Raw genomic sequence first — 14,362 nt, 5'->3', positions numbered from 1 at the left:
TTAGGCCCCACGTTCCAGTTTGTCACGACCTTACCAGATCTTTACGCGCTGATCCGGTGCCAGATAGAGCTTCTGGCCGGGTTTTACGTCAAACGCACCATACCAGGCATCAATGTTATGAGCCGGGATGTTAACGCGGGTGATGGCCGGGGCGTGTTCGTTAGAGAGAACCTGCTGACGCAGCGCATCCGGACGGTCCTTCTCCCGCCAGACCTGCGCCCAGCCAAGGAACACGCGCTGATCGCCCGTCAGACCATGTAGGACCGGCGCGGGCTGACCGTGCAGCGAGTCATGATAAGCCTGAAGGCCGAGGTTCAGACCACCGGAATCCGCGATGTTCTCGCCCATGGTCATCTTGCCGTTCACATACAGGCCCGGCAGGACTTCCTGTGCATCGTACTGCGCGGCCAGACGGTCGGCCAGCTTCTGGAAGGCCTCTGTAGACGCCTTGCTCCACCAGTCGTTCAGACGTCCATGTTCGTCATAATGACGGCCCTGATCGTCGAAGCCGTGGCTCATTTCATGGCCGATCACGCCACCGATACCACCGTAATTGACGGCTGTATCGCCCTTCGGATCGAAGAACGGGGGCTGAAGGATCGCAGCCGGGAACACGATCTCGTTCATGGTCGGATCGTTATAAGCGTTCACCGTCTGCGGCGTCATGCCCCATTCGTCACGATCAACCGGCTTGTCAAGCTTGTCCAGATCGTGCTGCCAGCTGAACGCCGCACCACGCACGGCATTGCCGTAGACGTCGCTCTTGCGGATGTCGAGCTTGCTGTAATCCCACCATTTTTTCGGATAACCGACCTGAATGGCAAAATGATCCAGCTTGTTCAGAGCGGCCTTACGGGTCGGCTCGTCCATCCAGCTGTTGTGCTCCAGACGGTCATGGAACGACGCTTTGACCTTCTGCACCAGATCCGTGATCTGCGCCTGTGCGGAAGGCGGGAAATAGCGCGCAACATATTCGCGGCCCAGTGCCCAACCCAGTGCACCATTCGTCACGCGCACGGCACGCTTCCAGCGCGGAGACTGCTGCGCCACGCCCGACAGCGTATGGCTGTTGAAGTCGAACGACGCATCATAGAAGTTGCTGGACAGATAACCGGCAGCATTGTCTCCGAGATGGAACGCCAGCCAGGCGCGCAGCGTCGCAGGGTCAGCAGCCTTGAGAACGGCCGTCATCGCCTTGATTCCTGCGGGTTCACGCACGTCGATCTTGCGGCTTTCGAGCCCTTCTGCCGGAAGGCCGGCGCTGGTCAGGAACGTGACCCAGTCGAAGTCCGGCGCGAGCTTCTGAAGCTCGGACACCGGCATCGGGTTGTAAATTTTGAGCGGATCACGGGTCTGGTCGCGCGGCACTTCGACCTTGGCCAGAGCCGTTTCGAGATCAACCACGGCCTGCGCGTTCTTTGCAGCGTCCGGCCAGCCCTCAAGCGTCAGCATCTTGGCGATATAGGCCTGATAGGCCTTCTTTTTGTCCGCCAGCTTGGGGTTTGTGTAGTAGCTCGTGTCCGGCAGACCGAGGCCACCGCTCACGCCGATGCTCATGCCCTGATCGAGCATCAGCATATACCGTTCCGGGTCCTTCTGGTCCTGTTCTACGCCGATCTGGAACGTGGAGAACATCATGGATTTCAGGGACGCACCGAACGCCGCGGCAAGAGACTTGCCATCGTTGACGTTACGAATTGTTTCAAGATCAGCTGCGAGAGGCTTGCCCCCAAGGCGGTCCACGGCCTTCTGGTCAAGGAAGCTGGCGTAATAGGTTCCGATTTTGCCCATGTCGTCCGTGGGCTGTTCAGTAACCTTCTTTGCGGCTTCGTCGAGAATGGTCTTCTGACGCGACAGGGAGAGTTCATACAGGATACGGAACGGGCCGTAGCTGCTCATATCCCCGGGGATTTTGAGGTTTTTGAGATAGGTACCGTTGGCATATTCGAAGAAATTGTTGCCCGGCTCAACGGCGCGGTTCATCCCGGCTTCATCAAAGCCCCAGCCCGCATTGTAGCCAGCAGCCTGTGCACCGGAAACCATCAGGCCTCCAGCGAGGGCGAGAAGGCTGGCCCCATATTTCAGAGTATGTCGTGATGTAAGGAATCGTTTCACAATGTACCTCATTCCAGAGTGGTGCCTTTAGAATGAGGTATAAAGTATCATTTCGTCAAAAGGACAAAACGCCTCCGCTCCGCTCAGCGGGTTTTGTGGACTTTTTTGGATTTTGCGCCCGTACCTTCCGGCGTCACGACAGCTGCGACCGGGTAATCGAAAGCGACCACCTTTTCGAGATACGGCCCGGCGAATTCCTTGAAGGCCTCATGGGCGGGATCAATGAACGCCACGTCCGTTACGACAGGTTTGCCGACATAATAATTCCGGTCTCCTTCAGAGCGGAACGTCACCAGAAATGCCTGTTGCAAACCGGCATCCGCTCCTTCGCCACTATTCTGAAAGCCGGTTTCGATGCTGACGACAACCGGCTTGCCATCAGAACGACGGCTGTCCTGCGCGAGATGCAGGAAACGGCCCGACACTTCAGCACGCTGGGCCGTTGTGGAATCCTTGGTGTAGCGAAACATGACCATGTGCCGGACCGGACCAACACGCCAGTCTGGAGCAGTGAACTGCGCATAGCCGACCTGTTTGGCCAACTGCTGGGCAGACAGGGTGGCGGGGCTCACCGTATCGGTTTTGACCGGACCGGACGATGCGATCGGCAGGGAATAAGGATCCGCTTTCGCTGTCGGAAACTGATACAGTCCGGCGGCACAGAGGGACAGGGTTGCGCCGTAGACGGCACGACGGGAGAAAATGGCGGAAACGGTCATCGAAATCTCCGGACGCAGGCGAAAGAATCAGGCGTCTTTCATGGCACAGACGCCCGGTTTCGTCTTCTGTTTTCCAGTTTCCGGATGTTGCGTGGAAGTCCTCAGGCCTGAACCTGCTTCCTGAAAACTTTCCGGCGCCACTGGATCAGGCGATAGACCAGCGAAGATGCCAGTTTCTGCCAGCGCGAATGTGGCGTAAAGCCGATGGTCTTGAAAATCATCGCCGTCACGCGGTCGATATGTTTGGGCTGATAGAAGCCCATCGCCTTGGACATATAGGCCGCAATGCAGCGCTGATGGTCATAGGCCATGCCCGGTGGCTCGTTGGTGGTGTGATAGGCCGAGGCGAGTTCGTCGTCCTCGCTCTCCGTCACACGGCCCAGCGCAATGCGCGTCCGTGCCCAGACGCCAAGCTTTTCGCGCTTCAGATACCGGTGCATGTGATCGTAGAACAGCTTGAAATGCCGGTATTCGTCGGCTGCGATCTGCTTGCAGATGGCCTTGAGCAATGGCTCGTCCGTTGCGTCGGCCAGTGCGGTATAAAAGGATGACGTGCCGGTTTCGACCATACATCGCGCAATCAGTTCGCCCGTGCGGGAGCCGCGGATCGAGGCGTCCACATCGGCGTCGATCTTGTACGATGCGCGATAGCGGTCGAATGCCTTTTCATAGTTCCAGGACGGATCGGCCAGCATGGCCCAGCGGCCAAGAGCATCACCATGCTGCACTTCCTCGACCGCCCAGTTCGCGGCAGCCGCACTGAAATCCGGGTCTCCCACGAAAACGCGACGCAGATATTCGGCATAATCAAGACCGTTCTTTTCCACCACGGAAGCGGCCTTCACGAGGGGGATGATCTCGGGGTCCACGCGGGACGGATCAAAGGAGTTCCAGTCCATCTGATCGATATGCCAGTGTTTCATTCTGCAACCTCGTCCGTTTTCCGGCTCACCAATAGTGACGATCAGATGACACGGTGGGACAATTTTGGGTAGGTGTGATGCAGCAACCCTTGGAGATTGATCCGTGACGGCCACCCATACGCCCCACCCAGACGTCCGCCACGACTGGACCCGCGACGAAGTCGAAGCCCTTATCAGCCTGCCTTTCCCCGAGCTGATGTACCGCGCACAAACCCTGCACCGCCGCTACTTCGACCCCACAAAAGTGCAGATTTCCACGCTTCTTTCGATCAAGACGGGCGGCTGCCCGGAAGACTGCGCCTATTGTCCGCAGAGCGCGCTTCACGAAAAAAGCGTCAAGGCCGAGCGCCTGATGGCCGTGGAATCCGTTCTGAAGGAAGCCCGCGCTGCCAAGAAAGCCGGTGCGGGCCGATTCTGCATGGGCGCCGCCTGGCGCACGCCGAAGGATCATGACCTCGACACCGTCTGCGAGATGATCGAAGGCGTGAAGTCGCTGGGGCTGGAAACCTGCGTGACGCTCGGCATGCTCGACGCCCAGCAGACGGAGCGCCTGAAGACGGCGGGGCTGGATTATTACAACCACAACCTCGACACGTCCGAAGAATTTTACGGCTCCATCATTTCCACCCGCACCTATCAGCAGCGTCTCGACACACTTTCGAACGTGCGCGACGCAGGCATCAATGTCTGCTGTGGTGGAATCGTGGGCATGGGTGAAGACCTGTCCGACCGTGCCGGTCTGCTCATGACGCTCGCCAACCTGCCCAAACACCCCGAGAGCGTGCCCATCAACCTGCTCGTCCGCGTTGAGGGTACGCCGCTGGGCGAGGCCGAAGCCGTCGACCCGATCACCTTCGTCCGCATCATTGCCACGGCGCGTATCATGATGCCGGAAAGTCATGTCCGCCTTGCCGCAGGGCGCGAAAACATGACCGACGAAGCCCATGCGCTGTGCTTCCTCGCCGGTGCGAACTCGATCTTCTGCGGCGAGAAGCTCCTGACCACGCCGAACCCGGCTGAACATCGCGACCGCCAACTCCTCTCCGCGCTCGGAATGTCACCCATGGTGCAGTCCGAAGCCGAAATGGGCACGATGCGCCCGGCTGTGGCGGAAGAAGCCGTCTGCGAGATGGCCGCATCCTGACCGTCAGGCCCACGACTATGGGGAAGCGTTCGAAAGGGCGCTTCCCTTTTTTTATGCTTGGCGTGCGGCCGCTTCTTCCCTAAACCCACGCCCTTTGCCCATACCGGAAGAAAGCAGAACCAATGACGACGCCCGGACACAACCAGACCAAAATCCGCGTCGGAATTGACTTCGGCACCACCAACAGCGTGGTCGTGATTGCGGATGAAAACGGCAATACACACCCTGCCCGCTTCGTCTTCACGGATCACGCCACCAGCGAGACCTGCCGTACGCTGCTTTGCCTGTGGATGGATCAGGACGGACGACGCCGCGTCATGAAAGACGCGATCGGGCTGGACGCCATCGAGGCCTATCTCGACGATCCGGCCGAGAGCCGTCTCATCATGTCCATGAAAACCTACCTTGCGCAGGGGTCTTTTCGCGAAACGCGGGTTTTCAGCAATGTCATGACGCTCGAAGCCCTGATTGCACGCTTTCTGACATCCCTCATGGACAAAGCCGGGCTGAACCCGTCTGATGTGAGCGCCACGATCGGCCGTCCTGTCCGTTTTGCAGGCGAGCTGGCTGATGATTCGCTTGGTGTGACCCGTCTGCGCGACAGTTTTCTGGAAGCCGGCTTTCCCGAACCTAATATCGTTCTTGAACCCGAGGGCGCGGGCTGGCGCTTCATGCAGCGCCTCGACCGTCCAGCAACTGTTCTGGTCGGCGATTTTGGCGGCGGCACCAGCGATTTCTCGATCATGCGCTTTGATCCGCAGGCCCGTCAGCGTGTCACGACGCTGGGTCATTCGGGTGTGGGCATCGCGGGCGACCAGTTCGACTACCGTATCATCAGCCATGCCGTAGCCCCGGCGCTGGGCCGGGACGCAACCTATCGCGTCATGGGTGGACAACCCCTGCCCGTCCCGGCGGAATGGTTCGCAAGCCTCGGCCGCTGGCATCGGCTGTCGCTGATGCGGACTCCCCAGACGCTGCGGGACATTGCGGACGTCGCCAAAACATCGTCAGAGCCGGAGAAGCTCCGCAGCCTGTTGCGTCTGATCGAAGATCAGGAAGGCCAGAATCTTTATCGTGCGGTTGGACAGGCCAAAAGCGATCTGTCGCGTCAGGACAGTACCGTTCTGCGCTTCATCCATCGGGATCTGAAAATCGAAGAAACCATCACCCGCGCGGATTTTGAAAGCTGGATTGCCCCTGATCTGAGCCGTCTGGACGACGCCATCGAAGACGCCATGCGTCAGACTGGTTTGCGTCCGAGTGATATTGACCGGGTCTTCCTGACAGGGGGCACATCTTTCGTCCCGGCAGTCCGCAACCTGTTCGACCGGCGCTTCGGGGCAGAGCGCGTGGATGGCGGGTCAGAGTTTGTATCGGTTGCCGAAGGGTTGGCCTTGATTGAACGTGAGCGCCATTTGGCCTGAACCGACACCTATACAATCAAAATCACCATCCCATTCAGGACGATACACAAAACGATTACTTAAAGAACACTATATTGTACTTTTTTATTTAGTGAAGAAGGTTCCGGATTATGTGATTGGGAATTTTCTTCAATAAGGATTTTATCTTTCCTTGGAGAACCAGAAACGCACCGTAGGAATCCCTAAGCGTTCTGCTTTTACAGACCAGATTTACAGTCATGCATCATGCAAGCCATGATCGCAGGAAAGAACAGCAGACATGTCTCGCCCGCGTTTTTTGAAAATATTCCTGCAGATCAACATTTTTTCAGTATTCAGCATCCTTCCCCTGACTGTTCATGCGCAAGGTACGGAGCCAGGTCTTCAAGAGCGCGCGCGCCAGCCAACGGCCCGGGTGCTGCCCTCGACCGCACCCGGGATTTCACATCCAGCCAGCGCGGCGCAGCATAAGCATCCCCCCGCCCCTTCGGCAGACCATCTGGGCGCGATTTTTGATACGGAGAGCATTTCCTCGCTCCTGAACCGCAACAATGACGCCCTGCGCCGCAGCGATCTGACAGCCGGTTATTATGTGCCAGCCGAAGCCTTCGGCCATCTCGTGCCCCAGCTTTCGCCTTATCGAAACTGGTTGTCGGAACGCGGCTTCAGCTTTGAGTTCTCCTACAAGGGAGAAGCCATGGCGAATGTTGGCGGCGGCATCAGCAAGGGTATGTCCTACGCCCACGAACTGACCTTCAACACGCGCTGGGATCTCGGACGACTGCTGGGGCTGGATGGCTGGATTCTACATGCCGTGATGATGGAACGTGCGGGTCGTCAGATCTCTTACGACCATGTCGGGGAGCATCGCATCCTGCTGAGCGAGGTCTACAGCCTTTCGGGCCATGCGGCTGCGCATCTGGCAGATATCTATGTTGAGAAGTCGTTCTTCAACAATCGCGTCAATATCAATATCGGGCGCATTACGCTGACGCATACCTATGCGACGTCGGTGTTGCTCTGCACCTTCATGGTGCAGTGTTCCGCCCCTCCTGCGATCAAGGCTGACGAAGGCTGGAGCGTCTATCCGAAAGCCACATGGGGGGGCACGCTGCGAATCAAGCCTACCCGCGACCTTACGCTACGAACCGGCGTCTACAAAGTCGGCCCACTGACGGAAAATCCGAGCGGCTGGGCCTGGGGCAGTGAAACCTCCACGGGAGTCATGCTTCCCATCGAGCTGACCTGGGAACCCTTTATCGGTAAAGACAATCTGCCGGGTCATTACAAACTCGGCTTCGGCCACGATACCTCCCCTTATGCTGATCGTCTGGGAACGATCCCGGCGATGTTCGCGCATGACGTTTTCCATGATGCCAACAAACCGCGGGATACGTTCTATATCGAAGCCGACCAGATGGTTTATCGCAAAGGTGGCCAGCACCAGATGGCGGGCGGATACATTCTTGCGGGCTATGTCCACAATACGCCCAGCGTCTCGACATTTTCCGATCAGGTCTATGTCGGCGCATCACTTCTGGGCATCATTCCGCGCAGACCGTTCGACCGTTTTGGCGTAATGTATTCCTACTACCAGATGAGTCCCGCCATTACGCTCGGGCAGCGTCTGAGACAGCTTGCAGGCATGTCCATGGGAGCGTTCGTCAACGGTCCGCAGACCCATTCCGCCATTCTAGAGGCATATTACGGTATTCCCATTCACCCCGGTCTCGTGGTGCAGCCTGAGTTCGAATACATGATGCGCCCCGGCGAAACGTCCATCATTCCGAATGCAACGCTGATCGGTCTCAAGGTTCTTGGAAACCTGTAAGACAACATCACAGGTAAGCGATCCGTTATTTGTGAGTTAACAGCATTGTTATTCTTCAACACTGACATTACCCGTTCGTGATTGGAGTATAAATATTTATTTACATACCCTGGACACAGATAAGGACACCTGACAAAGGATTTTCCGAATGAAAACGATGTTCGCTTCTTTTCTGGTTCTTGGACTTCTGGGCGGAACCGCACTCGCACAGGATCCGAAAGTCGAAAACGCGGTGGCCAGCGCCTCTTCAGACGCGAAGGCCCCTGTCACGCAGGTCGCGGACACAAAGAACAGCGAGATCTGCACTCAGGTCTGGGTCAACACGGTGACCCATGTTTATCATGTACCGGGCAGCTTCTGGTACGGCGCGACCGCGCATGGAACCTATATGTGCGAAGACGACGCCAAGCGGGCGGGGAATACACGCGGCCAGTTCTGAGCCTGTCAGGGGGTTTTTGCAGCACCCGCTTGTTTTGCTTCCACCTCCCGGCTGGCACTTTCCTGTTGCCGCAGGGCTTCCGCCTGACGTGAATGTCCCGCGGCCTCCGCAGCATCGGCTGCCAGAGTGAGCGCCTGACGCATCCCGCGATAGTCCAGCGTATCACGGCGACTTTTCACGACTGAAAGCGCCTCGTTGGAAGCGAGTTCGGGCTGCCCCTGCAACAGATGCAGACGAGCCAGAAGTTCCTGCCGGTCTATCGTAGCCCCATTGTCATGGAAGGTCGCCAGATCGTTTGCGCGCTGCCTCAGAGCAGCGGACTGCTTCTGATCTGCGGCAATCAGGCCAGACAAATAAAGCGCTCTCTCCCGAATACCCCTATCGGAGGATTGCAGCGCGCGCTGTACAGCCTGCGACGCGAACACCGTATCATGCAGCCTGTACAGGGCAGCCGCGCGGATCACCGCCATATCAGACGTGTCGGAGACATTGCGCAGGCTCAGCGCGGTCTCGGTTTCGCCCAGACTCTCAAGAGCCTTCTGAGGCTTGTCCTGCGCCAGAAGCACCGTCGCAAGATTGAACCCGGCTTCATGAATGGCGACTGCATCGTCCCGCATCAGTGCCCGATCCATGGCCGTTCGATACTGCGCCTCGGCCTGAGACGCCTGACCGATCCCATAAACGGCTTTGCCCGTATCCATGGCATCTTCATAAGGCTGATCGGGCTTGGCCCCCTTCATCGCAGTTGAAGACGAGCAACCGCCCAACGTCAGAACGACCAAAGCCGTGCAGGCCAGAAAACCGTACCTCATGGCCGCACCGCCTCAGCCGGAAGACGACGGGAAGGCTCCTGTTTTGCACCTCCGCCTCCCAAAAGCCACAGGCCCCGGAGCTGATCGGTCAGCTTCCGTAGACTGCTCGCACTTGCTTCGGCCTGCGCAAGCAGGGCTGGAAGCTGAGCCGTAGCGGTGTTGGCATGGCTGATGGTCTGCTGGATCTGGGGTATGCTCTGACGCAGACCCGCAGTCGCGGCCCGCGCGTTGTCCATCGTTCCGTCAGCCTTGGTCATAATCCCCCCGACCTGTTTTTCAATGGGCCGTAGATCCGCAATGACAGCATCAAGATGCGCCAGAGCCGCATTGGCCTTGTCCAGAACGTCATCCTTCACCAGCAGACCGCCGATCGTGCCCTGCCCTTTGCGCATATCAGTCATCATGTTGTTCACCTGCGCCGTGATGAGCTGGACGTTATTCATCGCCGGCACCAGCTTGCTGCGTAGATCCATGACGGTCTGGGTAATCACATCCGCCGGGTTGGCCTCCACCGTGGCCTGAAGGACCGCATAGTCCCAGTCCAGCGGCTTGCCCTTGCCGCGCCCGAGTTCGATATAGCTCGCCCCGGCCACGATCAGGCGATGGCGGATGACGGCCGTACTGTCCTGACGGATGAAATTTGCGAATTGCGGGTCCAGATCCCCTTCCGCATACATCCGTCCCGTTTCGTTGAGCTTGAGGCGCCGGATTTCGCCAGCATGGACGCCCATGACCTCGATGTCATTGCCGATCGCAAGCCCTGCCACGCCGCTTTCGGGCAGAATGAAATGCAGCTTCTTTTCCGGTGTCAGCCACTGACGCAGGAATCCGGCCTCCACGACCGCAACCGCGAACATGACGATTGCGGCAAGGACAAGCAGTCCGACCCATTCATCCGCATAGCGGTTCTGAAAGAGCGGACGGGCGGCCTCGGTCTGGCGCAGGCGGAACATCAGGAACCTCGCATCGAAAACAGTCCATCATCGTACAGTCTCAGGCGGATCGTGGCATCGGACGCATAATCCCCCCACCCGCTTTCATCCGGAGCCATCCACACCACCGCGCAGCCCCGGTCCCGCAGATCGGTCACAAGAGACAGGAACGCATTCATCAGGCTGGCGGAAGCCCCTTCCATCGGGTGTTCCAGCAGCAGGAGCGCCGGTTCCCCCAGCATGGCCCGCACACAGGCCGCGCGCTGCCGGTCCATCGCCGACAGGCGTCCCGGTGGCACCACCGGCAGGCCCGGCAGACCCAGCGTGACCGCCAGATGCACGGCCTGTGCCTGAAGTTTTTCAATGGGCGTGCGTGTATGGTGAAGCTGCGGCCACAGGATGTTCATATGCGTCCCATACAGGTCCACCCAGCCCCCCGTAACCACGATCCGTCCGATCCGCCCCCGCAAGGCGTTGGCGCGCCGCTCATCCAGATCGGCCCAGTCCATGCCCATGCAACGCACATGGCCGTCATCAAGCGGAATAAGGCCCACGCACATATCGGCGAACAGTGCCGCCTGCCCCATGTCCCGACACTCGATCAGCGCGCACTCTCCGGGATTGAGACGCAGATTATAGCGGCTCGACACCAGCCCGCTTTCATCAAACCGCGGACGCGCATCCACCAGTTCGAGCCGGGCTTCCAACGCATCGGACAGGACGTCGTCGTTTTCAGCCATCGAAGCACACGCTGAACACGACATTGATGATCATGATCGACAACATTCCGCGCGCAAACCCGCGCGGAAGCATGCTCGCCAGATCGTCTTCGGTCGTCACATCCATGCCGGAGAGGCACGAACAAACCCCAACCGCATAGCCGCTGAACACGAATTTGGCCGGGATCACGAAATAATCGATCGGCTTTACGCTCCCCGCGACCTGATCCATGAACGCCCAGATCGGCATCGTGATCGCATCTTCCACACGACAGACCGCATAGCCCACGACAAGCGCCGTCAGACTGAAGATGATGCCCAGCGTAAAGCCGCTGATCGTCATGGCGAGACTGCGCGGCACGAGAAACGAAATAAAGGGATCGACCCCCATTCCGGTCATGGCGCGCATCTGGCCGCCGGTCGTAAGCGTTCCAAGTTCGGTCAGCATCAGCATCCCCGAACGTCCCAGCAGGATCACGCCTACCAAAACTGGCGCGATTTCACGCACCAGGACCGTTGACAGGATGGAACCCGTCATCTGCGCCATGCCTGCAAAGCCGAGCCAGTACACCGTCTGCGCCACGATCCCGAACCCCGTCAGCGCAGCGGTCACCAGAGTACTCAGCAGGCCTCCGCCCACAGCCTGATGCAGGGATGCCCAGAATTCGATCCGTACCGTCCGCCGCCATGTCGTCAGGCGGGTCGCTTCGCGCATGATGCCCCATCCGGCCCCGATCATCATCAGCGTAAAACGCATCTGCGTGCGGGAAAAATATCCCAGATGGACCAGCATGGTCCGGACCATCGTGATCCGGTCGAGGTTGCGCAGACCTTTCATCGGCGGCCAGCCAAAACGAAGCTGCGGGTAATGCCGCTATTGGGAAGATAGAACATCCCCCGTGCCCGGAAGAGGAAATGCTCGCGCAGGATCAGATAGGCCTGTTCGGACACCTGGATCGTCCCGGCATCCGGTGCGCTCCCGGTCAGGAGTTCGGCCCCGTTGAGCGCATCACCCCAGATGTTGAAGACGGAGGGAGCCTCTCCCAGCTCGGAGGCCATGACAGATCCCACATCCATCCCGATCCGGAACACGGGGTCGAGATCCGCCGCCGCCAGAGACGACAGGCAGGCTTCACGGATCGATACCGCCGCATCCGCAAGGCGCACGGCGGCGGACGGGTCTGGCGTCTGCGAGCAGCCGCCCACGAGAACGAGCCTGTTGCTCACCACCTGCACGGAGAACAGCCCGCTGTCGCGAGCGATTTTCTGGATTTCCAGACTAAGCGTACGGATGACAGTCATAGCGCGCGTGATGCTGTCACGATCCGGCGCATAAGGGTCCACGAAGGAAATGACCATGACCGGAACCTGCGGGTAGAACCCCGCCGCAACCGGCTCTCCCGCTGTGGGCGATGGCTCCAGCAGAAAGCCTTCGCCAAAACGCGTCTCGTATTTCTCGGCCGGAACCGCAAATCCGGACGTGCCGTCACCCGCCGCATCGAACGGCTTGGCAAAGCGCAGGGCGACGACCGATCCCACGATGGCAATAATATGCTCCATCGTTTCGACCTGCCCCGGATCTTCCAGAACAATGGCGCCAACCGTCCGATGGGCATTGCGAACCGGCTGGAACAGAAGCGTGCTGGCACCCACAGCCCTCATGATGACGCGCTGGAAGTTCTGCGTCCGCTCGTCCTGCGAGGCATCCGCGATCGAGAGTGTATGTCCTTCGTCCAGAGCCTCGAACAGCTTGCCGTTTTCACGACGGCTGATCTCAACGCCCGTACTGTGAACATCGCGCGACGGATCGAACGCATCTTCACATAACAGGCGGTCGCCATCCGGCAACAGTCGCCACAGGCTGGCGCGACGTGCGCTGGTTCGCGCGGTCAGAGCTTCAGTCAGAATAGGCGCTTCATGGGCAGGGTCGAACAGATCCGGCGTGCTGGCGATCTCCAGCAACGAGGCATTTTCCGCCCTGATCTGCTCCCGTCCGCGCAGGATCCGCTTTCGCAGACGCTCCACATGCCGCCCCTGCGCCACCAGCGCGAACGCCAGAACGGACGCCAGCATGACGATCAGGAGCGAAAACCCGATATTCTGTCGCCGCGCCGTCTGTGCGAAATCGGCAAAATCGCTTTCAGGCGCATTCAGCAGCAAAACCCACTGCCGGTGTACGAAGGGCAGTTCGGAGGCAATCGTAACGTAGTTCTTCCCCCGCGCCCGCACCGTCCCTGTCCCGGGCCCCTCGATGCGATACCGGTTGAGCGCCTGCGTGAAGACAGGCTGCGTCTTGGGATCGAGAAAGACATTTCCCGGATCGAAAGTTTTCGGGTCCTGTCCGGGAGCCATATTATGACCGGCAATTATCTGGCCGTGCATGTTCACGATTACGGCCTGACCACTGCGTCCGACCTGAAGTTTATTGAGAAACGACGTCAGCTGGTTCAGCGAAACATTGATCGCAAACACCGATTTATGCCCGTCATGCCCATCATAGGCGAGAGACGCCGTGATGATGAACTGGCGCGTTGACACAAAGGCATAAGGATCGGTCCAGTGGAGCTGACGGCCCGGGTCGTTCTGATGCTTGATAGCCTTGGCGAACCAAGGGCGCACCACAACATTATAGCCCTCAGCCGGATCCGCCGCTTCTCCCGTAATATTGCCATCACGATCTGTATAAACGTGATGATAGACCTGCTTGCCATCGTCGGTCTGGAAATGGGTTTGCTCGAAACCATCCTTTCCATGGCGCGTGATCATCCAGAACTGTCCCTGATCGTTCGCGATATAGAAGCTGTCCACCTGAGGCGCGTGGGCCAGAATGGAGCGTCCGTAGAGCATGAACGTCGTGGGGGTGGCGTTGGTCAGCGGATCGCGGAACATGTCCCGCGCGATCATGGCGCCGACAGAAGCCGGGGCCAGATAGTCGCTCACTTCCTGCGTCACATAGCGCTGCTGGCTACGCAGAAGATCGTTGGATAGCGCAATCGCGCCTCTCCGGGTTGTCTGATAATTATGAAGACTGATGCCCGTGATCGCCGCGATGACCAGCAGCACACCCACGAACGGCCCCAGAATCTGAAAGATCCGACGACGGTCGCTGGCGGGGCTCTGTGTAGGGTCCACGATCTCTGCGGCTGACAACGTCTTTTCTCTCCGGACAGGCACGGGGTCGCGGAACAGGGCCATACTGCCGCGATAGGTTAATATCCTCCGAGTATTGCGAGACTGCAACCCGCCGTCACGGACTGAAACAACCCTGCGTTTGAAAATACTCTCATGTTCCCGAACTGGCGGTTTGCAGGGTTCCTCGTTATGG

At 58.9% G+C, this 14,362-nt stretch carries 12 protein-coding genes; 4 read left to right on the top strand and 8 right to left on the bottom strand.

Annotated features, from left to right (window positions below):
* Positions 1–30 precede the first annotated feature (30 nt).
* The 3 genes from JK208_RS02850 to JK208_RS02840 form a co-directional block, all read right to left on the bottom strand.
* On the bottom strand, positions 31–2,127 hold the full coding sequence (locus tag JK208_RS02850) for a M13 family metallopeptidase (protein WP_211574244.1): 2,097 nt from the start codon (positions 2,125–2,127) through the stop codon (positions 31–33).
* Positions 2,128–2,198: 71 nt separating this feature from the next.
* Entirely contained in the window at positions 2,199–2,834 is a 636-nt protein-coding gene (locus tag JK208_RS02845; RefSeq protein ID WP_211574243.1) for a Dabb family protein, read from the bottom strand.
* 101 nt (positions 2,835–2,935) lie between these two features.
* Complete coding sequence (locus JK208_RS02840) at positions 2,936–3,757, bottom strand: acyl-ACP desaturase (protein WP_099285091.1); 822 nt, start codon at positions 3,755–3,757, stop codon at positions 2,936–2,938.
* A 103-nt stretch (positions 3,758–3,860) separates the two neighbouring features.
* Between JK208_RS02840 and bioB the strand changes: the two genes are divergently transcribed.
* From bioB to JK208_RS02820, 4 genes are all read left to right on the top strand, one after another.
* Positions 3,861–4,901: a biotin synthase BioB gene (gene bioB, locus JK208_RS02835; protein ID WP_211569637.1), complete on the top strand. Its 1,041-nt coding sequence runs from the start codon at positions 3,861–3,863 to the stop codon at positions 4,899–4,901.
* A gap of 122 nt (positions 4,902–5,023) precedes the next feature.
* Entirely contained in the window at positions 5,024–6,325 is a 1,302-nt protein-coding gene (locus JK208_RS02830) for an Hsp70 family protein (RefSeq protein ID WP_211574242.1), read from the top strand.
* A 259-nt stretch (positions 6,326–6,584) separates the two neighbouring features.
* Positions 6,585–8,135, top strand: a complete 1,551-nt coding sequence (locus tag JK208_RS02825; RefSeq protein ID WP_235993227.1) for a carbohydrate porin — start codon at positions 6,585–6,587, stop codon at positions 8,133–8,135.
* Positions 8,136–8,283: 148 nt separating this feature from the next.
* Positions 8,284–8,574 carry a hypothetical protein gene (locus JK208_RS02820; RefSeq protein WP_211574241.1) on the top strand — a complete coding sequence of 97 codons (291 nt, stop codon included), beginning with the start codon at positions 8,284–8,286 and terminating at the stop codon, positions 8,572–8,574.
* Positions 8,575–8,579: 5 nt separating this feature from the next.
* On the opposite strand, the gene JK208_RS02815 is transcribed toward JK208_RS02820, so the two are convergent.
* Genes JK208_RS02815 through JK208_RS02795 form a run of 5 tightly spaced genes read right to left on the bottom strand, consistent with a single transcriptional unit; the run spans position 8,580 to position 14,187 of the window.
* Positions 8,580–9,386, bottom strand: coding sequence for a hypothetical protein (locus JK208_RS02815; RefSeq protein ID WP_211574240.1), 807 nt, complete (start codon positions 9,384–9,386; stop codon positions 8,580–8,582).
* Complete coding sequence (locus JK208_RS02810; protein ID WP_211574239.1) at positions 9,383–10,339, bottom strand: MlaD family protein; 957 nt, start codon at positions 10,337–10,339, stop codon at positions 9,383–9,385. The genes JK208_RS02815 and JK208_RS02810 overlap by 4 nt, the downstream gene beginning before the upstream one ends.
* Positions 10,339–11,058 carry an ABC transporter ATP-binding protein gene (locus tag JK208_RS02805; protein ID WP_194261415.1) on the bottom strand — a complete coding sequence of 240 codons (720 nt, stop codon included), beginning with the start codon at positions 11,056–11,058 and terminating at the stop codon, positions 10,339–10,341. The genes JK208_RS02810 and JK208_RS02805 overlap by 1 nt, the downstream gene beginning before the upstream one ends.
* Complete coding sequence (locus tag JK208_RS02800; RefSeq protein WP_099285103.1) at positions 11,051–11,875, bottom strand: ABC transporter permease; 825 nt, start codon at positions 11,873–11,875, stop codon at positions 11,051–11,053. The genes JK208_RS02805 and JK208_RS02800 overlap by 8 nt, the downstream gene beginning before the upstream one ends.
* Positions 11,872–14,187 carry a cache domain-containing protein gene (locus JK208_RS02795; RefSeq protein WP_211574238.1) on the bottom strand — a complete coding sequence of 772 codons (2,316 nt, stop codon included), beginning with the start codon at positions 14,185–14,187 and terminating at the stop codon, positions 11,872–11,874. Before JK208_RS02795 ends, JK208_RS02800 begins: the two co-directional genes overlap by 4 nt.
* Positions 14,188–14,362 lie beyond the last annotated feature (175 nt).

Source organism: Gluconobacter sp. Dm-74, from assembly GCF_018256135.1.
Lineage (GTDB): Bacteria > Pseudomonadota > Alphaproteobacteria > Acetobacterales > Acetobacteraceae > Gluconobacter > Gluconobacter cadivus.
Note: the sequence above shows the minus strand (reverse complement) of the source record. Positions and strands in the feature narration are given on the sequence as shown.